At 73.0% G+C, this 22685-nt stretch carries 21 protein-coding genes; 19 read left to right on the top strand and 2 right to left on the bottom strand.

What is annotated here, in order from left to right:
- The first annotated feature begins 2 nt into the window (after window positions 1–2).
- From hisS to rpsD, 7 genes are all read left to right on the top strand, one after another.
- Window positions 3–1265, top strand: coding sequence for a histidine--tRNA ligase (gene hisS, locus ACWEQL_RS11160; protein WP_452149935.1), 1263 nt, complete (start codon window positions 3–5; stop codon window positions 1263–1265).
- On the top strand, window positions 1262–3043 hold the full coding sequence (gene aspS / locus ACWEQL_RS11155) for an aspartate--tRNA ligase (protein WP_452149934.1): 1782 nt from the start codon (window positions 1262–1264) through the stop codon (window positions 3041–3043). The genes hisS and aspS overlap by 4 nt, the downstream gene beginning before the upstream one ends.
- A 179-nt stretch (window positions 3044–3222) precedes the next feature.
- Window positions 3223–3729 (top strand): GNAT family N-acetyltransferase, encoded by a 507-nt coding sequence (locus tag ACWEQL_RS11150; protein ID WP_452149933.1) that lies wholly within the window; start codon window positions 3223–3225, stop codon window positions 3727–3729.
- A gap of 103 nt (window positions 3730–3832) precedes the next feature.
- Window positions 3833–4660 (top strand): polyphosphate kinase 2, encoded by an 828-nt coding sequence (gene ppk2, locus ACWEQL_RS11145; protein ID WP_452149969.1) that lies wholly within the window; start codon window positions 3833–3835, stop codon window positions 4658–4660.
- 132 nt (window positions 4661–4792) lie between these two features.
- Window positions 4793–5407, top strand: a complete 615-nt coding sequence (locus ACWEQL_RS11140) for a hypothetical protein (RefSeq protein WP_452149932.1) — start codon at window positions 4793–4795, stop codon at window positions 5405–5407.
- A 76-nt stretch (window positions 5408–5483) separates the two neighbouring features.
- Window positions 5484–6833, top strand: coding sequence for a replication-associated recombination protein A (locus ACWEQL_RS11135; protein ID WP_452149931.1), 1350 nt, complete (start codon window positions 5484–5486; stop codon window positions 6831–6833).
- 457 nt (window positions 6834–7290) lie between these two features.
- Window positions 7291–7905, top strand: coding sequence for a 30S ribosomal protein S4 (gene rpsD / locus ACWEQL_RS11130; protein ID WP_270148363.1), 615 nt, complete (start codon window positions 7291–7293; stop codon window positions 7903–7905).
- Between the two features lie 104 nt (window positions 7906–8009).
- Here the strand turns inward: rpsD and ACWEQL_RS11125 are convergent, their stop codons facing one another.
- Window positions 8010–8339 (bottom strand): tetratricopeptide repeat protein, encoded by a 330-nt coding sequence (locus tag ACWEQL_RS11125; RefSeq protein ID WP_452149930.1) that lies wholly within the window; start codon window positions 8337–8339, stop codon window positions 8010–8012.
- Window positions 8340–8389: 50 nt separating this feature from the next.
- Complete coding sequence (locus ACWEQL_RS11120; RefSeq protein WP_452149929.1) at window positions 8390–10600, bottom strand: ATP-binding protein; 2211 nt, start codon at window positions 10598–10600, stop codon at window positions 8390–8392.
- Between the two features lie 226 nt (window positions 10601–10826).
- On the opposite strand from ACWEQL_RS11120, the gene ACWEQL_RS11115 reads away from it, so the two are divergent.
- The 12 genes from ACWEQL_RS11115 to ACWEQL_RS11060 form a co-directional block, all read left to right on the top strand.
- Window positions 10827–11303: a DUF948 domain-containing protein gene (locus tag ACWEQL_RS11115; RefSeq protein WP_452149928.1), complete on the top strand. Its 477-nt coding sequence runs from the start codon at window positions 10827–10829 to the stop codon at window positions 11301–11303.
- Window positions 11304–11307: 4 nt separating this feature from the next.
- The gene (locus ACWEQL_RS11110) at window positions 11308–11730 is read left to right on the top strand and encodes a DUF6167 family protein (protein ID WP_452149927.1); all 423 of its coding nucleotides are present in this window, start codon (window positions 11308–11310) and stop codon (window positions 11728–11730) included.
- A complete protein-coding gene (alaS, locus tag ACWEQL_RS11105) occupies window positions 11730–14399 on the top strand; it encodes an alanine--tRNA ligase (protein WP_452149926.1) in 2670 nt (889 codons plus the stop codon). Before ACWEQL_RS11110 ends, alaS begins: the two co-directional genes overlap by 1 nt.
- Entirely contained in the window at window positions 14399–14878 is a 480-nt protein-coding gene (gene ruvX, locus ACWEQL_RS11100; RefSeq protein WP_452149925.1) for a Holliday junction resolvase RuvX, read from the top strand. The genes alaS and ruvX overlap by 1 nt, the downstream gene beginning before the upstream one ends.
- Before the next feature lie 95 nt (window positions 14879–14973).
- Window positions 14974–16176 (top strand): endolytic transglycosylase MltG, encoded by a 1203-nt coding sequence (gene mltG, locus ACWEQL_RS11095; RefSeq protein ID WP_452149924.1) that lies wholly within the window; start codon window positions 14974–14976, stop codon window positions 16174–16176.
- A 153-nt stretch (window positions 16177–16329) separates the two neighbouring features.
- Window positions 16330–18162 carry an endolytic transglycosylase MltG gene (gene mltG, locus ACWEQL_RS11090; RefSeq protein WP_452149923.1) on the top strand — a complete coding sequence of 611 codons (1833 nt, stop codon included), beginning with the start codon at window positions 16330–16332 and terminating at the stop codon, window positions 18160–18162.
- 35 nt (window positions 18163–18197) lie between these two features.
- The gene (locus tag ACWEQL_RS11085; RefSeq protein ID WP_452149922.1) at window positions 18198–19028 is read left to right on the top strand and encodes a shikimate dehydrogenase; all 831 of its coding nucleotides are present in this window, start codon (window positions 18198–18200) and stop codon (window positions 19026–19028) included.
- Between the two features lie 166 nt (window positions 19029–19194).
- Window positions 19195–20379 (top strand): chorismate synthase, encoded by a 1185-nt coding sequence (gene aroC / locus ACWEQL_RS11080; RefSeq protein WP_452149921.1) that lies wholly within the window; start codon window positions 19195–19197, stop codon window positions 20377–20379.
- Window positions 20376–20897: a shikimate kinase gene (locus ACWEQL_RS11075; protein WP_452149920.1), complete on the top strand. Its 522-nt coding sequence runs from the start codon at window positions 20376–20378 to the stop codon at window positions 20895–20897. Before aroC ends, ACWEQL_RS11075 begins: the two co-directional genes overlap by 4 nt.
- Window positions 20890–21978 carry a 3-dehydroquinate synthase gene (aroB, locus tag ACWEQL_RS11070; protein ID WP_452149919.1) on the top strand — a complete coding sequence of 363 codons (1089 nt, stop codon included), beginning with the start codon at window positions 20890–20892 and terminating at the stop codon, window positions 21976–21978. Before ACWEQL_RS11075 ends, aroB begins: the two co-directional genes overlap by 8 nt.
- A gap of 8 nt (window positions 21979–21986) precedes the next feature.
- Window positions 21987–22415: a type II 3-dehydroquinate dehydratase gene (gene aroQ / locus ACWEQL_RS11065; RefSeq protein WP_380319687.1), complete on the top strand. Its 429-nt coding sequence runs from the start codon at window positions 21987–21989 to the stop codon at window positions 22413–22415.
- A gap of 89 nt (window positions 22416–22504) precedes the next feature.
- Window positions 22505–22685, top strand: a 181-nt coding sequence (locus ACWEQL_RS11060; protein ID WP_452149918.1) for a hypothetical protein, incomplete at its 3' end; no start/stop codon positions are given.

Below are 22685 nucleotides of genomic sequence, written 5' to 3'. Positions count from 1 at the left end.
AGTTGAGCACCTTCACCGCCCCCAAGGGCACCTACGACCTGCTGCCCCCCAGCTCCGCGACCTTCCTGGCGATCCGCGAGGCGATCGCCGCGCCCGCCCGCCGGGCCGGCTACGGCTACGTCGAGACCCCGGTCTTCGAGGACGTGAAGCTGTTCTCCCGCGGTGTCGGCGAGTCCACCGACATCGTCACCAAGGAGATGTACACCCTCACCACCAAGGGGGGGGACGAGCTCGCACTGCGCCCGGAGGGCACCGCCTCGGTGCTGCGTGCCGCCCTCCAGGCCAACCTGCACAAGCAGGGGAACCTGCCGGTGAAGCTCTGGTACTCGGGCTCGTACTACCGCTACGAGCGCGCCCAGAAGGGTCGCTACCGCCAGTTCTCGCAGGTCGGCGCGGAGGCGATCGGCGCCGAGGACCCGGCGCTGGACGCCGAGCTGATCATCCTGGCCGACGACGCCTTCCGCTCGCTGGGCCTGCGCGACTACAAGCTGCTCCTCAACAGCCTGGGCGACCGGCAGTGCCGCCCGGTCTACCGCACCGCCCTGATCGACTTCCTGGCCGGGCTGGACCTCGACGAGGACACCCGCCGCCGCGCCGGGATCAACCCGCTGCGCGTCCTGGACGACAAGCGCGAGGCGGTCCAGGCGCAGCTGGTGGGCGCGCCCATGCTGCGCGACTACCTGTGCGAGGACTGCAAGGCGTACGACCAGAAGGTCCGCGAGCTGCTCACCGCCAACGGCGTGGCCTTCACCGACGACCCCAAGCTGGTCCGCGGCCTGGACTACTACACCCGCACCACCTTCGAGTTCGTCCACGAGGGACTCGGCGCGCAGTCCGCGATCGGCGGCGGCGGCCGCTACGACGGCCTGTCCGAGATGATCGGCGGCCCGGCGCTGCCCTCCGTCGGCTGGGCGCTCGGCGTGGATCGCACCTACCTGGCGCTGGAGGCCGAGGGCGTCGTCCTCGACCTGCCCTCCGCCACCTCCGTGTACGCCGTCGCGCTCGGCGAGGAGGCCAAGAACGTCCTGTTCGCCAAGGTGGTCGAGCTGCGTCGGGCCGGCGTCGCCACCGACCTCGCCTTCGGCGTCAAGAGCATCAAGAACGCCATGAAGTCCGCCGACCGTTCCGGCGCCCGCTTCGCCCTCGTCGCCGGGGACCGAGATCTCGCCGCCGGTGTCGTCCAGCTCAAGGACCTGACCACCGGCGAGCAGAACCCCGTCGAACTCGAAGCACTCGTCACCACCCTGAAGGAGAAGCAGCTGTGATCCGCACGCACGACGCGGGCACGCTCCGCGCGGAGCACGCCGGAACGACCGTGACCCTGGCCGGCTGGGTAGCCCGCCGCCGCGACCACGGAGGCGTGGCCTTCATCGACCTGCGCGACGCCTCCGGCACCGTGCAGATCGTGGTCCGCGACCTGGACTCGGTGCACGGCCTGCGCGCCGAGTACTGCGTGAAGGTCGTCGGCGACGTCCGCGTGCGCCCCGAGGGCAACGAGAACCCGGACATCCCGACCGGCTCGATCGAGGTCGTGGTCAGCGAGATCGAGGTCCTCTCCGAGGCCGCGCCGCTGCCGTTCCCGGTCGCCGAGTACGAGCCCGGGACGGTCAACGAGGAGGTGCGCCTGCGCTACCGCTACCTGGACCTGCGCCGCGAGGGCCCGGCCAAGGGCCTGCGCCTGCGCTCCAAGGTCAACAACATCATCCGCCGGGTGATGGAGGAGAACGACTACCTCGACATCGAGACGCCGTACCTCACCCGCTCCACCCCCGAGGGCGCCCGCGACTTCCTCGTCCCGGTCCGCCTGCAGCCCGGCCACTGGTACGCGCTGCCGCAGTCGCCCCAGCTGTTCAAGCAGCTGCTGATGGTGGCCGGCATGGAGCGCTACTACCAGATCGCCCGTTGCTTCCGCGACGAGGACTTCCGCGCCGACCGGCAGCCGGAGTTCACCCAGCTGGACATCGAGGCCTCCTTCGTCGACCAGGAGGACGTCCTGGCGCTCGGCGAGAAGATCATCGGTGCCGTCTGGCGCGAGGTCCACGGCTACGAGATCCCGAACCCGCTGCCGCGGATGAGCTACGCCGACGCGATGGGCCGCTACGGCTCCGACAAGCCGGACGTGCGCTTCGGCCAGGAGCTGACCGACCTCACCGAGTACTTCCAGGGCACCTCGTTCCGCGTGTTCCAGGCCCCGTACGTCGGTGCGGTGGTCATGCCCGGCGGCGCCTCGCAGCCGCGCAAGCAGCTGGACGCCTGGCAGGACTGGGCCAAGGCGCGCGGCGCCAAGGGCCTCGCGTACGTGCTCATCGACGCCGAGACCGGCGAGCTGCGCGGCCCGGTCGCCAAGAACCTCTCCGACGAGCACCTGGCCGGCCTGGCCGCCGCCGCCGGGGCGAAGAACGGCGACGCGGTCTTCTTCGCGGCGGGCAAGCAGCGCCCCTCGCAGGAGCTGCTGGGCGCCGCCCGCCTGGAGATCGGCCGCCGCTGCGAGCTGATCGACGAGTCCCGCTGGGCCTTCCTCTGGGTCGTCGACTTCCCGATGTTCGAGCCGATCGAGGACGACAAGGGCGAGTTCCAGGGCTGGCACGCGGTGCACCACCCGTTCACCGCCCCGACCGCCGAGTCGCTCGCGACCTTCGACACCGACCCGGGCAGCGCGCTCTCCAACGCCTACGACCTGGTCCTCAACGGCTCGGAGTTGGGCGGCGGTTCGATCCGTATCCACCAGCGCGACGTGCAGAAGCGGGCGTTCGACGCGATCGGCCTCTCCGAGGAGGAGGCGGCCTCGCAGTTCGGCTTCCTGCTGGACGCCTTCAACTACGGTCCGCCGCCGCACGGCGGTGTGGCCTTCGGCCTGGACCGGATTGTCACCCTGCTCGGCGGGTACGACACCATCCGGGACGTCATCGCCTTCCCGAAGACGTCCACCGGCGGCGACCCGCTGACCGGTGCCCCCACCCCGATCACCCCGGCGCAGCGTAAGGAAGCCGGCGTCGACGCGCAGCCGAAGGTCCGCGAGGACGCCAAGGGCGACGCGAAGTAAGGGGCCCGGCCGATCCCTCGGGAAACGGAGTCCTAACATCCGACAACGATGAGGACACCAAGTCCCCTGTGGCATCCGAGGACTGACGCTTGATCGGCTAACCTTTCACGGCCCCGGACGGTGCGACACCGTCCGGGGCCGGTCCACAACGGCGTGCGACACAGGGAGGGTTTCCCCTTATGACGGTCAGTACCAGAGTCGAGTGTCCCGAGGACGCGCCCGCCACCAGGCGCGTCCACATGGCGGCCTTCCCCGGCCCGGACGAGGCGGACCTGGTGGACGCCCTGCGCCGCGACCCGGCGTGGCTGCCCGAGCTCTCGCTGGTCGCGGTCGACCGGGCCGGCCTGGTGGTCGGCCACGCGCTGCTCACCCGGCTGCGCGTCGGCGACGGCCAGGGCCTCGCGCTCGCGCCGGTCGCGGTCGCGCCGGAGTGGCAGCGCCGGGGCGTCGGCGAGCTGGTGGTCAGGGCGGCGCTGTCGGCCGCCGAGGAGGCGGGGGAGAGGCTGGTCGTGGTGCTCGGCGACCCCGACTACTACGGCCGGTTCGGCTTCGGCCCGGCCCGCGACCACGAGGTCACCGGCCCCTTCGACGTCCCCGACGCGTACTTCCAGGCGCTCGCGCTGCCCGCGTACGACGGCGGCCCGCGCGGCCAGTGCCAGTACCCGGAGCCCTTCGAAGCGGTCTGACCCGTCCGATGATCCGTTGATCTCCGCGCGCTGCGAGGCCGAACCCGTCCTCCGGTGACTAGCGTGGGTGCTCGACCAGCACCCACCCGACGGAGGCACCCAGGTGGCCAAGGACCGGCACGAGCACCCCGCCAAGCCCGAACGGCTGGCCAGGAGGCCCTACGAGCGGGAGCTGCTGCGCCTGCAACAGGAGCTCGTCCGCCTCCAGGAGTGGGTGCGGGCGGAGGGCGTGCGGCTGGTCGTGGTCTTCGAGGGCCGCGACGCGGCCGGCAAGGGCGGCGCGATCAAGCGGGTGACCGAGTACCTCAACCCCCGCATCGCGCGCGTCGTCGCCCTCCCCACCCCCACCGAACGCCAGCGCACCCAGTGGTACTTCCAGCGCTACGTCGAGCAGCTGCCGGCCGCCGGCGAGATCGTCCTCTTCGACCGCAGCTGGTACAACCGGGCCGGGGTGGAGAAGGTGATGGGCTTCTGCTCCGACGAGGAGCACGAGCTGTTCCTCCACCAGTGCCCCACCTTCGAGCGGATGCTGATCGAGTCCGGCGTCCTGCTGCGCAAGTACTGGTTCTCGGTGAGCGACACCGAGCAGGAACGCCGCTTCCGTGACCGCCTGGAGGACCCGATGCGGCGCTGGAAGCTCTCCCCGATGGACGTCGAGTCGCTCACCCGCTGGGAGGACTACTCCCGCGCCAAGGACGAGATGTTCGCCCACACCGACGTCCCCGGGTCGCCCTGGCACGTGGTGGAGAGCGACGACAAGCGCCGGGCCCGGATCAACATGATCGCCCACCTGCTCGGCACCGTCCCCTACCGCGACGTGGCCCGCCCCGAGCTGGAGCTGCCGCCCCGCCCGGCCTCCCGGGGCTACCGGCGGCCCCCGCGCGACCCGCGCAACTACGTCCCGGACCACGCGGCCACCATCGAGGAGTAGGGCCCGGGGCCGGTGACTGCTCCGAACGGCCCGGCGGCGTTGCCGGTGCCGCCGTCCGGGCGTGCGATGGGAGGTGCCCGCACGGATCCGGGCGCCCGGTGCGGCGCCCGCCTGACGCCAGGAGACCCGCCCATGTTCGTTCGTACCGTCTACGCCACCGGTGACCCGGCCAGGATCGACCGGGCCCTCGACGGCCTGCGCGCCGAGGCCGTCGGGCTGCTCTCCGGACAGCCCGGGTACCGCGGCTACGGGCTCTTCGCCAACCGGGAGCTCGGCATCGTCACCATGGGCTCCTGGTGGGCGGACCGGGAGGCCGAACGGAACAGCGACGCCGCGCTGGCCGACCGGCGGGCCGAGCTGCTCGCGCCGTTCGCGGGGACGGCGACCACCGACGTCTGGGAGGCCGTGGTCGCGGACCGGCCGGTCGAGGTGGCCCCCGGCGCCTGGTTCCGGCTGGCCAAGTTCGACCTCGACCGGGGCAGTGCCGACCGGCTGGCCGGCGCCTTCCGGAACGACGTGCTGCCGGCCCTGCGCCGGCTCGACGGGTTCCTCGGCGGATCCATGCTGTTCAGCACCGAGGACGAGCGCGGCGCGGTGGGCATCCTCTTCGCCGACCGGGCCGCCCTCTCGGCCTCCCGCGGCCCGGTCGCCGACGCCCGGGCCAAGGCCGTGGCGGCCGGCGGGGTCACGCTGCGCTCGCTGGAGGAGTTCGAGGTCGTCCTGCTGGACCTGCCCCGCCCGGCCTGACCGCCCCGCCCGATCGCCCCGGGGCCGGGCCTCGGTGCGGGCCCGGGCTGTCGGCCCGCTCGCATAGGCTTCCGGTGTGGACGAACCGGACCTCTTCACCGCCGCCGCCGAGGAACGCCAGGCCAGGGAGCCCGGCCGGGCCCCGCTGGCCGTACGGATGCGCCCGCGCACCCTGGACGAGGTGGCCGGGCAGCGCCAGCTGCTCAAGGACGGCTCCCCGCTGCGCCGCCTGGTGGCCGGCTCGCGCGGACCGGCGGCGACCAGCTCGGTGATCCTCTGGGGCCCGCCCGGCACCGGTAAGACCACGCTGGCGCACGTCATCAGCCAGGCCGTCGAGGGCCGCTTCGTCGAGCTGTCCGCGATCACCGCCGGGGTCAAGGAGGTCCGCGCGGTGATCGACGGCGCCCGCCGGGCCGTCGGCATGACCGGCCGCGAGACGGTGCTCTTCCTGGACGAGATCCACCGGTTCTCCAAGGCCCAGCAGGACTCCCTGCTGCCCGCCGTGGAGAACCGCTGGGTCACCCTGATCGCCGCCACCACCGAGAACCCGTACTTCTCGGTGATCTCCCCGCTGCTCTCCCGCTCGCTGCTGCTCACCCTGGAGTCGCTGACCGACGACGACGTCCGTGCGCTGCTGCGCCGGGCGGTCGCCGACGAGCGCGGTCTGGAGGGCGCGCTGGAGCTCTCCGAGGAGGCCGAGGACCACCTGGTGCGGCTCGCCGGCGGGGACGCCCGCAAGGCGCTGACCACGCTGGAGGCGGCGGCCGGCGCGGCGCTGGAGAAGGGCGAGGCGAGCATCACCCTCGCCACCACCGAGACCGCGGTCAACCACGCGGCGGTGCGCTACGACCGGGACGGCGACCAGCACTACGACGTGGCCAGCGCGCTGATCAAGTCGATCCGGGGCAGCGACGTGGACGCCACCCTGCACTACCTGGCCCGGATGATCGAGGCGGGCGAGGACCCGCGCTTCATCGCCCGCCGGCTGATGATCTCCGCCAGCGAGGACGTCGGCCTGGCCGACCCGACGGCGCTGCCCACGGCGGTGGCGGCCGCCCAGGCGGTGGCGCTGATCGGGTTCCCGGAGGCGCGGATCATCCTCTCCCAGGCGGCCATCGCGCTGGCGCTGGCCCCCAAGTCCAACGCGGCCTACCTGGCGATCGACGCGGCGCTCGCGGACGTCCGGCAGGGCCTGGCCGGCCCGGTGCCGCCGCACCTGCGCGACGCCCACTACGGCGGCGCCGGCAAGCTCGGCCACGGCCAGGGCTACCGCTACCCGCACGACCTGCCGGAGGGGATCGCGGCCCAGCAGTACGCGCCGGACACGGTGCACGGCAAGGAGTACTACCGGCCCACCCGGCACGGCGGCGAGGCCCGCTACGCGGACATCGTGGAGTGGACCAGGGGTCGGCTCAAGGGGGACTGAGCTGCTGGTACGGAGCATGATTCCCGCTCCGAGCCGAAGGGCGCGCCGGTGCCGAAAGCGAGGAGCGAGGGAGTGACGGAGGAGCGAGGGAGCGACGACCGTCGGCGCCGGGTACGAGCGCCCGGAGGTGAGCGGGCGAGTTGCGGGTATACTCGGCGGGAGTGCCGTGTCCCGGGCGCGGCGGCAGGGGTGACCCTGACCGACCGGCCGCACCAGCGGGGCAATGGCCGCGGCCTCCTCCGGGAGGCCCCAGGAGCGTCGCGCACCGTTTCGGTGTCGCGTGCAGCCCACCAACTCCGGTTCGGTGGGCCACTCGTGTGCTTGCACTTCCGTGCCCGGCCTCGGAGAGCGGCTGATCGCACTGCCCCCGGGCGGTGGGGTTTTCTCCGGACCGCGAGAGGCGACCTCCGTCAACACCTGGTGAAGCCGTATTCGTGAAGCAAGGAAGGTTTGGTTCATGGCGAACCAGAAGCGTCCCAAGGTCAAGATCGCGCGTGCGCTCGGCGTGCCGCTGACCCCGAAGTCCGTCAAGTACTTCGAGGCCCGCCCGTACCCGCCCGGCCAGCACGGCCGTGGCCGCAAGCAGAACTCGGACTACAAGGTCCGTCTGCTCGAGAAGCAGCGTCTTCGCGCCCAGTACGACCTGAGCGAGAAGCAGCTGTCGCGTGCGTTCGACCGCGCGAAGAAGGCCGAGGGCAAGACCGGTGAGGCGCTCGTCGCCGAGCTGGAGACCCGTCTGGACTCGCTGGTGCTGCGTTCGGGCATCGCCCGCACCATCTACCAGGCCCGCCAGATGGTCGTCCACGGCCACATCGAGGTCAACGGTGGCAAGGTCAACAAGCCGTCGTTCCAGATGAAGCCGGGCTACGTCGTGACCGTTCGCGAGCGTAGCAAGGAGAAGGTCCCGTTCCAGGTCGCCCGTGAGGGTGGCTACGCGGGCGAGGGCCAGACCCCGAAGTACCTCGAGGTCAACCTGAAGGCCCTGGCCTTCCGCCTGGACCGCGCGCCGCAGCGCAAGGAGGTCCCGGTGATCTGCGACGAGCAGCTCGTCGTCGAGTACTACTCGCGCTGACCCGCGAGCGGTACCACCCGGTACTGCAGCGAGCCCCCGTCGCCCTTCGAGGCGGCGGGGGCTCGCTCCTTTTCCCGGCCGGTGCCCCGCGGGGCACCGGGCCCTCACGGCAGCTCGGCGCCGGTCATCGCGGCGGCCAGCCGCAGGTGCGGACGGGCCTCCTCGGCGCGGCCCTGGCGCTCCAGGGTGCGGCCGAGCATCAGCCGGGCGTAGTCCTCGGCCGGGTCGGCGTCCAGGATCCGGCGCAGCTGCGACTCGGCGCGCGTGAGCTGGGCCGAGTGGTAGTAGCTGCGCGCGAGCAGCAGGCGGACGGACAGGTTCGCCGGCTCCTCGGCGAGGACGCCCTCCAGCATGCGGGCGGCCTCGGCGTAGGCCTTGGACTCGAACCAGAAGGTGGCGAGGCGGTACTCGTCGGCGGTGGTGCGGGTGGTCACGGCTGCTCCTCTCGTACGGCGGGACCGTCCGCTCCAGCAATGGACAAGATTCAACTATTCCCGACGGGGGAGGGCTCCGGCGCGGGCGGCCGCGGGGAGCGGTCCGCCAGCGGGCCCGGCCCGTCGGGGAAGTCGCCGCCCAGGGCCCGGCCGACCGCGGCGTCCAGGTCCAGCCGGGAGCCGCGCTCGAAGCAGTCGGTGTACTCCTGCTCGGTGAGCCCGGCCCGGGCCCGTTCGGCGCAGACCAGGTGCGGCCCGTTGAAGGTGCGCGAGCCGAAGAACGGCTTGCCCACCGTCCGCCAGATCCGGTGCGCGGCGCCCTGGAGCACCCGGGCCTCGCGCAGGTCGCCGCCGTGGCCGGGGCGGTCCGGTTCGGTCTCCAGCAGGGCGAGCAGGTCCAGGGCCAGCACGATCCCGAGCAGGTCGCGGAAGAGGTGGTTGAGCCGCACGCTCTCCCGGGCGTGCGCCCGGGCCATCCGTACGTCGCCGGCCAGCCAGTCCGAGTACGCCATCGCGTACAGCCCGTACGCGTAGGCCCACTGCTCGCCGTGCTCCTCGCACAGTTCGCGGACCTGGCCGAGCCACTGGTGGCCGTTCTCCTGGTCGCCCTGGAAGAGGTAGGCGATGCCCAGCTCGAACATCGCCATCAGGACGTTGCTGTTGAGCTCGCCGATCGTCCGGTAGTGCCAGAGCGCCTCCTCGAACAGCTCGGCGGCGCGGGCCGGCTCGTCGCCGATCAGGGCCGCGCAGCCCTGCCGGTGGACGGCGTAGGCGAGCGCCCGGTCGTCGCCGGTGGCCAGGGCCTGGCGGCGGCACTCCTCCAGGGCCGGGCGGGCGGAGGTCAGGTCGCCCTGGAGGGTGGCCATGTAGCCGGTCACCCAGAGCGCCTTGGCCCGGGCCTCGGTGGGTTCGGGGTCGAGGGCGAGCGCCCGGTCCAGCCAGTGCCGGCCCTCGCCGAGGTGGCCGCAGCCCACCCAGTAGAACCACAGGGTGCCGGCCAGCAGCAGGGCGAGCTGCTCCTCGCCCGGCTCGGCGAGGCAGAACTCCAGTGCCGCCCGCAGGTTGCTGTGGGCGAGCTCGGTGCGTTCGGCGGTCTCCGTCTGCCGGGGGCTGAACCACTCGACCTCGCCCCAGGTGGCCACGCCCAGGTACCAGTCGCGGTGGCGGCGCAGCAGCCGGCGGTCGTCCCCGGCGGCGCGCAGCCAGTGGCCGCCGTACTCGCGCAGGGTGTCCAGCAGGCGGAAGCGCACCCCGTACCGGTCCTGCTCGCGCAGCACGACCGACTTGGCGACCAGGTCGGAGAGCAGGTCGAGGACGGTGTCCGCCTCGATGCCCAGGCCGGCGCAGACGTACTCGGCGGCCTCCAGGTCGAAGCTGCCGGCGAAGACCGAGAGGCGGGCCCAGAGCAAACGTTCCTGCACCGTGCAGAGCTCGTGACTCCAGCCGATCGTCGTGCGCATGGTCTGATGTCGGGGCAGGGCCGTCCGCGACCCCCCGGTCAGCAGCCGGAACCGGTCGTCGAGACGCGCGGTGATCTGCTCCACCGACAGCGCGCGCAGCCGCCCGGCCGCCAGCTCCACGGCCAGCGGGATGCCGTCCAGCCGCCGGCACAGCTGGGCGATCTCCTCGGCCAGCGCCGGCGTCAGCCGGAACTCCGGCAGCACCGCGGCAGCCCGGTCCGCGAACAGCCGCACCGCGTCCGGCTGCCGCCCGCCGGACGGGCCCACCGGCAGCGGGGCCAGGGTCAGCAGGTGCTCGCCGGTCGAGCGCAGCGCCTCCCGGCTGGTGGCCAGCACCCGCAGGCCCGGCAGCGCCCGCAGCAGCACGTCCGCCAGCTCGGCGCAGGCGTCCACCAGGTGCTCGCAGCCGTCCAGCACCAGCAGCAGCCGGCGCCCGGACAACTGCTCGGCCAGCACGTCCAGCGGCGGACGGGCGGTGCCGTCGGTCAGCCGCAGCGCCTCCAGCACGGCGTGCCCGAGCAGCAGCGGGTCCTGGACGGCGGCCACCTCGACCAGCCAGGTGCCGTCCGGGAACGCGCCCGCCGCCCGGGCCGCCGCGCGCAGCGCCAGCCGGCTCTTGCCCACGCCGCCGGGGCCGGTCACGGTCACCAGCCGGGCACCGGCCAGCAGCCCGGCCAGGGCGGTCAGCTCCTCGTGCCGGCCGACGAAGCTGGTGACCTCGGCCGGCAGCCGGCCGGGGGCGCCCGGCCGGGGCGCGCCGCGGGCGGCGTCCGGGGGGTGTGCTGAAGAGTCGCCGGCCAAGCGCTGCTCCCGTGTCCGTGCCCGGACCGCTCCGGTCCGAACGAGAGGGGGCCGCCGGTGCGGCGGCCCACCCGGCGCAACGAGGTGACCGGCCGGTAGGTTACGCCCGCGGCTCGTACACCCGACCGGATCGCCACCGGCGGCGTACCGGAAACCCGGTCCGGAAACCCGTCCTGGTCGCGATAGGGTTCGGTCTGGAGAACAGCAAGGCGAGGGAGCGCACAAGGTGTCCGTGGGAGAGCTGGCCGGGTTGCTCGTGGCCGTGTTCTGGGCGGTCCTCGTCACGCTGCTCGCGGTCGTACTGGTCCACCTCTCGCGGGTGCTCAGGGAGGCGACCGTCCTGGTCTCCGCCGTCACCGAGCAGGCCGTACCGCTGCTGACCGAGGCCGGCGCCGCCGTGCGCAGCGCCAACGAGCAGCTGGAGCGGGTGGACGAGATCACCGCCAACGTGCAGGACGCCGCCGCCAACGCCAACGCGCTCTCCTCCACCGTCGCGGCCACCCTGGGCGGGCCGCTGGTCAAGATGGCGGCCTTCAGCTACGGCGTCCGCAAGGCGGTCGCCAAGCAGCAGGGCGCGGTGACCCTGCCCACCCAGCCCGGCGAGCGCGAGGAGCTGGCCCGGCTGATCCGGGCCGAGGTGCGCGCCGCCACCATGCCGAAGAGCGGTCTGCTCGCCCGGGTCCGGCGCGCGGTGAGGGGCTGACGACGTGGTGCGACGCATCTTCTGGATGGCGGTCGGCGCCGGCGCCACCGTCTGGGCCATGAACAAGGCCAACGAGGCCGTCCACCGGCTCACCCCGGACAGCCTCTCGGGCACCGCCGCGCGCGGTGCGCTGCAGCTGGGCGACGCCGCCAAGCGCTTCGCCCAGGACGTGCGGGCGGGGATGGCCGAGCGGGAGGAGCAGCTGCGCTCGGACCTCGGGCTGGACGGCACCGCCGTGGTCGAGCCGCCCCGCCGCCGCGGCAGAGCGCTGCGCGGCGAGCCGCAGTACCGAGCTATCTCGGCGGCGCCCGGTAGCCCGGCCGCCGCCCTGCCCCCGTCCAGCAGCGCCCGCACCACCCCCGAAGCCATCGAACGAACGCCCCGCCGAGCACTTCCGCCGCGGGGCAGCGACCGGAAGGACCAATAATGGAGTCGGCAGAGATCCGCCGCCGCTGGCTGCGCTTCTTCGAGGAGCGCGGCCACACCGTCGTTCCGTCGGCGTCCCTGGTCGCCGACGACCCCACCCTGCTGCTCGTCAACGCCGGCATGGTGCCCTTCAAGCCGTACTTCCTGGGCGAGCAGCGGCCGCAGTTCTCCCGGGCCACCAGCGTCCAGAAGTGCGTGCGCACCCTGGACATCGAGGAGGTCGGGAAGACCACCCGGCACGGCTCCTTCTTCCAGATGTGCGGCAACTTCTCCTTCGGCGACTACTTCAAGGAAGGCGCCATCACGTTCGCCTGGGAGCTGCTCACCGCTCCCGTCGCGGACGGCGGCTACGGCCTGGAGAAGGAGAAGCTCTGGATCACCGTCTACAAGGACGACGACGAGGCCGAGCAGATCTGGCGTGACGTCATCGGCGTCCCCGCCGAGCGGATCCAGCGCCTCGGCATGAAGGACAACTTCTGGTCGATGGGCGTCCCCGGCCCGTGCGGCCCGTGCTCGGAGATCAACTACGACCGCGGCCCCGCGTACGGCGAGGAGGGCGGCCCGGCCGTCAACGGCGAGCGCTACCTGGAGATCTGGAACCTGGTCTTCATGCAGTACGAGCGCGGCCACGGCGACGGCAAGGACGGGTTCGAGATCCTCGGCGACCTGCCGAGCAAGAACATCGACACCGGCCTCGGCCTGGAGCGCCTCGCCGCCATCCTGCAGGGCGTCGACAACCTCTTCGAGATCGACACCAGCCGGATGATCCTCGACCGCGCCGCCGAGCTGACCGGCCACACCTACGGCGCCGACCACAAGTCGGACGTCTCGCTGCGCGTGGTCACCGACCACATCCGCACCGCGCTGATGCTGGTCGGCGACGGCGTCACCCCCGGCAACGAGGGCCGCGGCTACGTGCTGCGCCGCATCCTGCGCCGCGCCATCCGCAACATGCGGCTGCTGGGCGCCACCGAGCCGGTGGCCAAGGAGCTCATCGACATCGCCATCAAGGCGATGGCCCCGCAGTACCCCGAGCTGGAGGCCGAGCGCAAGCGCATCGAGACGGTCGTCATCGGGGAGGAGGCCGCGTTCCTGCAGACCCTGCGCTCCGGCACCAACCTGCTGGACGCCGCGGTCACCGAGACCAAGCAGTCCGGCGGCGCGGTGCTCTCCGGTGAGCAGGCGTTCAAGCTGCACGACACCTACGGCTTCCCGATCGACCTGACCCTGGAGATGGCCGAGGAGCAGGGCCTCCAGGTGGACGAGGCGGGCTTCCGCCGCCTGATGCAGGAGCAGCGGGACCGCGCCAAGGCCGACGCCAAGGCCAAGAAGATGGGCCACGCCGACGTCGCCGCCTACCGCGACGTGGCGGACCGGTCGGGCGCCAGCGTCTTCACCGGCTACGCCCTGACCGAGGGCGAGGCCAGCGTGGTCGGCCTGCTGGTGGACGGCGTCCCGGCGCCGGCCGCCACCGAGGGCGACGAGGTCGAGATCATCCTCGACCGCACCCCGTTCTACGCCGAGGGCGGCGGCCAGCTCGCCGACCACGGCCGGATCCGGCTGGACTCCGGCGCGGTCGTCGAGATCCGCGACGTGCAGCAGCCGGTGCCGGGCGTCATCGTGCACTCCGGCGGCGTGCTGTTCGGCGAGGTCGTGCTCGGTGCCTCCGCGTACGCCACGATCGACGTGGACCGCCGCCGGGCGATCGCCCGCGCCCACTCGGCCACCCACCTGACCCACCAGGCGCTGCGTGACGCGCTCGGCCCGACGGCCGCCCAGGCCGGCTCCGAGAACGCGCCGGGCCGCTTCCGCTTCGACTTCGGCTCGCCCGCCGCCGTGCCCGGCAGCGTGCTGACCGACGTCGAGCAGAAGATCAACGACGTGCTGACCCGCGAACTGGACGTCACCGCCGAGGTCATGACGATGGACCAGGCCCGCAAGGCCGGCGCCATCGCGATGTTCGGCGAGAAGTACGGCGACGAGGTCCGGGTCGTCTCCATCGGCGACTTCTCCAAGGAGCTGTGCGGCGGCACCCACGTCGGCAACACCGCCCAGCTGGGCCTGGTGAAGCTGCTCGGCGAGTCCTCGATCGGCTCCGGCGTGCGCCGCGTCGAGGCCCTGGTCGGCATGGACGCGTACAAGTTCCTGGCCCGTGAGCACACGGTGGTCTCCCAGCTGACCGAGCTGGTCAAGGGCCGCCCGGAGGAGCTGCCGGAGAAGATCTCGGGCATGCTCGGCAAGCTCAAGGACGCCGAGAAGGAGATCGAGCGCTTCCGCGCCGAGAAGGTGCTGGCCGCCGCCGCGGGCCTGGCCGCCTCGGCCGAGGACGTGCACGGCATCGCGGTGGTCGCCGCCCGGGTCGCCGACGGCACCGGCGCGGACGAGCTGCGCAAGCTGGTCCTGGACGTGCGCGGCCGCCTGGGCTCGCGCCCGGCCGTGGTCGCCGCCTTCACCGTGGCGAACGACCGCCCGCTGACCGTGATCGCCACCAACGAGGACGCCCGCGGCCGCGGCATCAAGGCCGGCGAGCTGGTCCGGGTCGCCGCCAAGACCCTCGGCGGCGGCGGTGGCGGCAAGGACGACGTCGCCCAGGGCGGCGGCTCCAACCCGTCCGCCGTGGACGGGGCCATCGCCGCGGTGCGCGGCCTGGTCGCGGAGCGCGCCTCCTGATGGACCAGCTCGAAAGGCCCTTCCGGCGCGGACGACGGATCGCCGTCGACGTCGGTGACGCCCGGATCGGGGTCGCGTCCTGCGACCCCGACGGGGTGCTCGCCACGCCGGTGGAGACCGTCCCGGCCGGGGTGAAGTCGCAGGCCCGGATCGCCGCCATCGTCGAGGAGTACGACGCGATGGAGGTGATCGTCGGCCTGCCGCGCTCGCTCAGCGGCAAGGAGGGGCCGGCGGCGGAGAAGGTGCGCGCGTACGCGGCCCGGCTGGCGAACCGGCTCTACCCGGTGCCGGTCCGGCTGGTCGACGAGCGGATGTCCACCGTCACCGCCACCCACGGTCTGCGCGCCTCCGGCGTCAAGGCCAAGAAGGGCCGCTCGGTGGTCGACCAGGCCGCCGCGGTGGTGATCCTGCAGACCGCGCTGGAGGCCGAACGGGTGAGCGGACGCCCGCCCGGTGAGAGCGTCGAGGCGGCGGGCTGACCCGCCTGTTCTAACGTCCCGGTGAGGGGCCCGTGCGGACGCGTCCGCACGGGCCCCTTCTCCGTTCCGGCGCCGCAGGACCGCAGGGGGCGTGCATGACCGATCAGGACTTCACCCCGGGGCTCACGCCCGGCCACCTCGGCGCGCCGGTGGTGGAACCGCAGGGCCGTCCGCCCGGCGCGCGCCACCGGCGCCCCGGCGCACCCGATCCGCACCGGCGGCGGACCGGTCTGGCCTGCCTGTTGACCGCGCTCTCCCTGGTGGTGGTCTTCGGCGGGGCCGGCCTCGTCGCGTACGACTGGTGGCAGGACCAGCAGCGGCCCGTGGTCGCCGCCGACTTCGGCGGCTCCGGCAGCGGCAGCGTGCAGGTCTCGGTGCCGCAGGGGGCCGGGCTCAACCAGATCGCCGCGGCGCTGGTCTCCAAGGGCGTGATCGCCAGTTCGCTGGCGTTCACCCGGGCCGCGGCCGGCAACAGCGCGGCCGGGCGGATCCAGCCGGGCACGTACACGCTGCGGCAGCGGATGCCCGCGGCGGCGGCGCTGGCGATCCTGGTCGACCCGGCGAACGCCAACGGCCTGACCATCCCCGAGGGCTGGCGCGGCTCCCAGATCTACACCGCGATCGACCAGAAGCTGAAGGTGGCCGAGGGCACCACCAAGAGGATCGTCGACGAGCGGGCGGCCGAGCTGGGCCTGCCGGAGTTCGCCAAGAACCTCCCGGAGGGCTACCTGTTCCCCGCCACGTACGGCGTCAGCGACGAGACGACCCCGATCGAACTGCTGAAGCAGATGATCGACCGGGCGGCCAAGGAGTACGCCCGGGAGGACGCCGAACTGGTCGCGCAGAACTACGGGCAGAGCGTGTACGGGCTGGTGACCATCGCCAGCCTGGTGCAGGGCGAGGCCGACAACCCCGAGGACATGGCCAAGGTGGCCCGGGTGATCTACAACCGGCTGGCCAGGAAGATGCCGCTGCAGCTGGACTCGACGATCAACTACGCGCTCGGCCGTTCCACGCTCGACACCACGGTGACGGAGACCAAGCTGGACTCCCCGTACAACACCTACGTCCACCCCGGGCTGCCGCCCACCCCGATCGGCAATCCGGGGCGGCAGGCGATGCTGGCGGCGGTCGACCCGGCGGCGGGGGACTGGCTGTACTTCGTGACGGTCCGGCCCGGTGACACCCGCTTCACCGACAGCTTCGACGTGCACCAGCGCAACGTGGCGGAGTTCAACGCGGTTCAGGCCCAGGAGAGCGGGTCGGCGGTCCCGACCACGGGTGCGTCCACGCACTGAGGGGGCCTCGGCCCGGTCCGGGGCGGGTCTGCGGTACGGTAGCGTCTCCCTCCAGGCGCTGCGGATAGCACGCCGGTTCGAGAACTAACCGGGACGCCGTCCCGGACGGCCGGTCCGATCCATCCGGTCGTCTCCGTCGGTTTAAGGGGATCAATGACCGATCTGGGTCGGGGCTACGGCCCCCAGGGCTCCGAGCCGTGGCACCCCGGTGATCCCGGGTACGGCGGTCAGCAGCCGGTCCCCGGCCAGCAGGACGGCCAGTGGCAGCAGCAGTACCAGCAGGGCCAGTACCCGCAGGGGCAGCAGCAGGACCCCTACGGACAGCAGGGCCAGCAGCAGGGGATGCAGCAGCAGTACGGCCAGCAGGGCTACCCCCAGCAGGGCCAGCAGTCCTTCGGCGGCCAGCAGGGCGGCTACCAGCAGCAGGGGATGCCCCAGCAGGGCCAGCAGACGTACGGCGGCCAGCAGGGTTACCCCCAGCAGCAGGGGATGCAGCAGCAGTACGGCCAGCAGGGCTACCCCCAGCAGGGCCAGCAGTCCTTCGGCGGCCAGCAGGGCGTCTACCAGCAGCAGGGCCCGCAGCAGGGGATGCCCCAGCAGCAGGCCCAGGCCGTCCAGCAGCCGGTCCGGCCGCAGGGCGGTGCCCAGCCGCAGGCCGCGCCGGCGCAGGAGCCGGCCGCCCGGCGCTCCGGCCCGGGCCCGGACGGCATCGACTGGGAGGCCGAGGCCGCCGCGCTGGAGGCCGGCGCCGGCCCGGCCGAGGACGGGCAGGCCGAGGACGAGTGGGACGGCCACGAGGACGGCCACCCCGAGGACGACTACGCCGACGACGAGCACGGCGGCTTCCTCGGCGAGGAGGACAACTCCCGCGAGGCCAAGAAGAAGCGCAAGGAGAAGGGCAAGAAGTCGGGCCGCCGCAACGGCGGTGCCTGCCTGCTGGTCGCGCTCGTCCTGATGGGCGGGGTCGCGGGGGCCGGCTGGTGGGGCTACGGCTTCTACCAGGACCACTTCGGCCCGCCGCCGGACTACGTCGGCCAGGGCACCGGCACCGTCAAGGTGGAGATCAAGTCGGGCGCCTCCGGCGGCCAGATGGGTCTCGCCCTGAAGGAGGCCGGCGTGGTCAAGAGCGTCGAGGCCTTCACCGACGCCTTCGACAAGAACCCCAAGGCCGGCACCATCCAGCCCGGCTTCTACAGCCTGCCCAAGGAGATGGCGGCCGAGGAGGCCGTCAAGCTGCTGGTCGACGCGGCCGGCGGTGAGACGCTCATCGTGCAGGAGGGTCTGCGCGCCGCCCAGATCTACGACGCGATCGACAAGAAGCTCAAGCTCAACAAGGGCACCACGGCGAACGTCGCCAAGGCGCAGGCCGGCAGCCTCGGGCTGCCCGCGTACGCCCAGGGCAACGTCGAGGGCTTCCTCTGGCCGGCCCGCTACTCCATCGCCGAGGGCATGAAGCCCGAGGACCTGCTGAAGCAGATGGTGCAGAAGGCCTCCGAGCGCTACGCGGCGCTGGACGCCGAGGCGCCGAAGATCGGCCTCAAGAACGGCTACGAGGTGATCATCGAGGCCAGCATCCTGCAGGCCGAGGGCAACAACTCGGCGGACTTCGCCAAGATGGCCAAGACCATCCAGAACCGCCTGGCCAACGCCACCGAGACCCAGCACCGCCTCGGCATGGACACCACGCTGCAGTACTCGCTGGGCCGCAAGGAGCTCACCAAGAAGGACATGGACGACGCGTCCAACAAGTACAACACCTACCTGAACGCGGGCCTGCCGCCCGGCCCGATCTCCAACCCGGGCGAGGACGCGATCAAGGCGGTGCTCAACCCGGCCGACGGCAAGTGGCTGTTCTTCATCGCGATGTCCTCCAAGGAGACCCGCTTCGCGGACACCTACAAGGAGCACCTGGTCAACGTGGAGGCCTACTGCACGGCCGCCGGCCAGGGCTTCGACAAGGAACGCGGCCACTGCACCACCAAGTAGCACCGGCAAGTAGCACCGGCGTACGGAGTTCCCACGTGACCACCAAGCACCGGGCGGCCGTCCTCGGCTCCCCGATCGCCCACTCGCTCTCGCCCGTCCTGCACCGCGCGGCCTTCGCGGCGCTCGGCCTGGACGGCTGGCGCTACGAGCGCTTCGAGGTGGACGAGGCCGCGCTGCCCGGCTTCGTCGCCGGGCTGGACGAGGCCGAGTGGGCGGGCCTGTCGCTCACCATGCCGCTGAAGCGGGCGATCATCCCGCTGCTCGACGAGGTGAGCGACACGGCGCGCTCGGTGGACGCGGTCAACACCGTGGTGTTCACCGCGGACGGCCGCCGGGTCGGGGACAACACCGACGTCCCCGGGCTGGTCAACGCGCTGCGTGAGCGGGGGGTGGAGAAGGTGCCGGCCGCCGCGGTGCTGGGCGCCGGGGCCACCGCCTCCTCGGCGCTGGCCGCGCTGGCGCAGATCTGCACCGGCGAGGTGACGGTGTACGTGCGCAGCGCCGAGCGGGCCAGGGAGATGGCCGGGCTCGGCGAGCGGCTCGGGCTGGACCTGCGCACGGCCGACTGGGAGCGCGGCGCCGAGGCGCTGGAGCGGCCGCTGACCGTCTCGACCACCCCGGTGGGCGCCACCGACGGCTTCGCGGCCGCGCTGCCCGCCGCCCCGGGCGCGCTGTTCGACGTGCTGTACCACCCGTGGCCGACCGCGCTCGCGGCGGCCTGCGCCGAGCGGGGCGCGACCGTGCTGGGCGGGCTGGACCTGCTGGTGCACCAGGCGGTGCTGCAGAGCGAGCGGTTCACCGGCCGGAGCCCGGGCCCGCTGGCGGCGATGCGCGCGGCGGGCGGGGCCGCGCTCGCCGAGCACTGAGACCGGAAGTCTTACGGAGCGCTGCCGTCCGCTTGTCGGCCGGTCGCTGTCCGTTACGCGGACCGTGCCCCCGGGCGTGCCCCGGTCGTGAAAGGATTCGGGGGAGAAGGCACGCCCGGTCGGGCCGCAGGAGCCCTGCGGCCGGTCCGCAGACGAAGGAGCTCCGTTGGGTACGTTGCGCTGGCTGACGGCGGGGGAGTCGCACGGCCCCGCACTCGTCGCGACGCTGGAGGGCCTGCCCGCCGGCGTACCGGTGACCACCGAGGTGGTGGCCGACGCGCTGGCCAGGCGCCGGCTCGGGTACGGCCGCGGCGCGCGGATGAAGTTCGAGCAGGACGAGGTGACCTTCCTCGGGGGCGTCCGGCACGGCCTGACCATGGGCAGCCCGGTCGCGATCATGGTCGGCAACACCGAGTGGCCGAAGTGGGAGCAGGTCATGTCGGCCGACCCGGTCGACCCCGAGGTGCTCGCGGGCCTGGCCCGCAACGAGGCGCTGACCCGTCCGCGGCCCGGCCACGCCGACCTGGCCGGCATGCAGAAGTACTCCATCGAGGAGGCCCGGCCGATCCTGGAGCGCGCCAGCGCCCGTGAGACGGCCGCCCGGGTGGCGCTGGGCGCGGTCGCCCGCTCCTACCTCAAGGAGACCTGCGGCATCGAGATCGTCAGCCACGTGGTCGAGCTGGCCGCCGCCAAGGCCCCGGCCGGCGTGCTGCCGCTGCCCTCGGACGAGGCCCGGCTGGACGAGGACCCGGTGCGCTGCCTGGACTCCGACGCCAGCAAGGCGATGGTCGCCGAGATCGACCAGGCCCACAAGGACGGCGACACCCTCGGCGGCGTGGTCGAGGTGCTCGCGTACAACGTGCCGGTGGGCCTCGGCTCGCACGTGCACTGGGACCGCCGGCTGGACGCGCGCCTGGCCTCGGCGCTGATGGGCATCCAGGCGATCAAGGGCGTCGAGGTCGGCGACGGCTTCGAGCTGGCCCGGGTCCCCGGGTCCCAGGCCCACGACGAGATCGTCCCGACCCCCGAGGGCGTCAAGCGCACCTCCGGCCGTTCCGGCGGCACCGAGGGCGGCCTGTCCACCGGCGAGCTGCTGCGGGTGCGGGCCGCGATGAAGCCGATCGCCACCGTGCCGCGCGCCCTGCAGACCCTGGACGTGCGCACCGGCGAGCCCGCCAAGGCGCACCACCAGCGCTCGGACGTCTGCGCCGTGCCGGCCGCCGGCATCGTCGCCGAGGCGATGGTGGCCCTGGTGCTGGCCGACGCGGTGATGGAGAAGTTCGGCGGCGACCACGTCTCGGAGACCCGTCGCAACGTCCAGGGCTACCTCGACAACCTGATCGTCCGATGACCGCACCCCTCGTGGTGCTGGTCGGCCCGCCCGGCAGTGGCAAGTCCACCGTCGGGCGGGCCCTCGCCGACCGCCTGGGCGTGGGCCTGCGGGACACCGACGCCGACATCGAGCGGCTGGCCGGCAAGCCCATCCCGGAGATCTTCATCGACGAGGGCGAGCCGCACTTCCGCGAGCTGGAGGTGCGCGCGGTGCGCGACGCCGCCGAGACCCACGACGGGGTCCTCGCCCTCGGCGGCGGCGCCGTGATGGCCGACGCCACCCGGGAACTGCTGCGCGGGCTGCCGGTGGTGTTCCTGGAGGTCCCGCTCGCCGACGCGGTCAAGCGGGTCGGGCTGGACGCCCCCCGCCCGCTGCTCGCCGTCAACCCCCGGGCCCGCTGGCGCGAGCTGATGGAGGCCCGCCGCCCCCTCTACCTGGAGGTGGCCACCGCCGTCGTCGACACCGCCGGCCGCACACCCGGGCAGGTGGCGGACGCCGTACTCGAAGCACTGGAGCTGAAAACCCCTCATGAGTGAGATCGTCAGGATTCACGTCGGCGGCAGCGCCGGCCACGACCCGTACGACGTGCTGATCGGGCACCAGCTGCTCGGCGAACTGGCGCCGCTGATCGGCGGGCGGGCCCGGCGGGTGGCGCTCATCCACCCGGAGGCGCTCGCCGCGACCGCCGACGCGATCCGCGAGGACCTGCTCGGCGAGGGCTACGAGGCGATCGCCCTCCAGGTGCCCAACGCCGAGGACGCCAAGAGCGCCGAGGTCGCCGCGTACTGCTGGTCGGTGCTCGGACAGACCGGCTTCACCCGCAGCGACGTCGTCGTGGGCCTCGGCGGCGGCGCCACCACCGACCTGGCCGGCTTCGTCGCCGCGACCTGGCTGCGCGGGGTGCGCTGGATCTCCATGCCGACCACGCTGCTCGGCATGGTGGACGCGGCGGTCGGCGGCAAGACCGGCATCAACATCGCCGAGGGCAAGAACATGGTCGGCGCCTTCCACCCGCCGGTGGGCGTGCTGGCCGACCTCGACACCCTGGAGACCGTGCCCCGGCACGACTACGTCTCCGGCCTCGCCGAGGTCATCAAGTGCGGCTTCATCGCCGACCCGGCCATCCTCGACCTGATCGAGGCCGACCCCGAGGGCGCCACCACCCCGTCCGGCCCGCACACCGTGGAGCTGATCCGCCGGGCCATCCAGGTCAAGGCCGACGTGGTCTCCGGGGACCTCAAGGAGTCCGGCCTGCGGGAGATCCTCAACTACGGCCACACCCTGGGCCACGCCATCGAGCGCAACGAGCGCTACAAGTGGCGCCACGGCGCGGCGATCTCCATCGGCATGGTGTTCGCCGCCGAGCTCGGCCGGCTCGCCGGGCGGCTGGACGACGCGACGGCCGACCGCCACCGCGCGGTGCTCGGCTCGGTCGGCCTGCCGCTGAGCTACCGCGCCGACGCCTGGCCCAAGCTGCTGGACGCCATGAGGATCGACAAGAAGTCGCGCGGCGACCTGCTGCGCTTCATCGTCCTGGACGGCCTCGGCAAGACCTCCGTGCTGGAGGGCCCCGACCCGTCCCTGCTGGTCGCCGCCTACGCGGAGGTCTCCTCGTGACCCGGGTGATGGTGCTCAACGGCCCCAACCTCGGCCGCCTCGGCAGCCGCGAGCCGGACGTCTACGGCGCCACCTCGTACGCCGGACTGGTCGAGCGCTGCACCGCGCTCGGCAAGGAGTTCGGCTTCGAGGTGGAGGTCCACGAGACCAACTCCGAGCAGCGGATGGTCGAGTGGCTGCACGAGGCCGCCGACGGCCGGGTGCCGGTGGTGATCAACCCGGGGGCGTTCACGCACTACTCGTACGCCATGCGGGACGCCGCCGCCCAGCGGACCGCGCCGCTGATCGAGGTGCACATCTCCAACCCGTACGCCCGGGAGACCTTCCGGCACACCTCGGTGATCGCCGCGGTGGCCTCCGGGACGATCGCCGGCTTCGGACTGGGCTCGTACGAACTGGCGCTGCGCGCGCTCGCGGAGCAGCTCACCACGCGCTGACGTCGCCCTGAGGGCAGGTCAGCGGCCCGGCGGCGGACTGTGCCCGCCGCCGGGCCGCCGTGTAGTGTCCCGCTGGAAGAAGTCGGGAGGTGACCGTGACGCAGTACGCCGGGGGAGGCCAGGTGCCCCCACGTCCCGTCGCTCCGCCGGCCCCGCCGTACCCCGGCACCGCGAGCACCACCGCGCCGCCGACGGCCGCCACGGCACCGCCCGCGCCGCCGGCCACCGGGCAGCCGCCGCAGGCCACCCGGCCGCAGCCGCCCGCCTCGG

This window comes from Kitasatospora sp. NPDC004240 (genome assembly GCF_053603215.1).
The sequence above is the reverse complement of the archived record's forward strand: the minus strand, read 5'-3'. Positions and strand labels throughout refer to the sequence as shown.

Excerpts from the sequence above, each read along its gene's own strand:
- aroB (WP_452149919.1), top strand. The coding sequence starts at position 20,890 with ATGAGTGAGATCGTCAGGATTCACGTCGGCGGCAGCGCCGGCCACGAC.
- aroQ (WP_380319687.1), top strand. The coding sequence starts at position 21,987 with ATGGTGCTCAACGGCCCCAACCTCGGCCGCCTCGGCAGCCGCGAGCCG.
- ACWEQL_RS11140 (WP_452149932.1), top strand. The coding sequence starts at position 4,793 with ATGTTCGTTCGTACCGTCTACGCCACCGGTGACCCGGCCAGGATCGAC.
- ACWEQL_RS11075 (WP_452149920.1), top strand. The coding sequence starts at position 20,376 with ATGACCGCACCCCTCGTGGTGCTGGTCGGCCCGCCCGGCAGTGGCAAG.
- ACWEQL_RS11150 (WP_452149933.1), top strand. The coding sequence starts at position 3,223 with ATGACGGTCAGTACCAGAGTCGAGTGTCCCGAGGACGCGCCCGCCACC.
- mltG (WP_452149923.1), top strand. The coding sequence starts at position 16,330 with ATGACCGATCTGGGTCGGGGCTACGGCCCCCAGGGCTCCGAGCCGTGG.
- ruvX (WP_452149925.1), top strand. The coding sequence starts at position 14,399 with ATGGACCAGCTCGAAAGGCCCTTCCGGCGCGGACGACGGATCGCCGTC.
- mltG (WP_452149924.1), top strand. The coding sequence starts at position 14,974 with ATGACCGATCAGGACTTCACCCCGGGGCTCACGCCCGGCCACCTCGGC.
- rpsD (WP_270148363.1), top strand. The coding sequence starts at position 7,291 with ATGGCGAACCAGAAGCGTCCCAAGGTCAAGATCGCGCGTGCGCTCGGC.
- alaS (WP_452149926.1), top strand. The coding sequence starts at position 11,730 with ATGGAGTCGGCAGAGATCCGCCGCCGCTGGCTGCGCTTCTTCGAGGAG.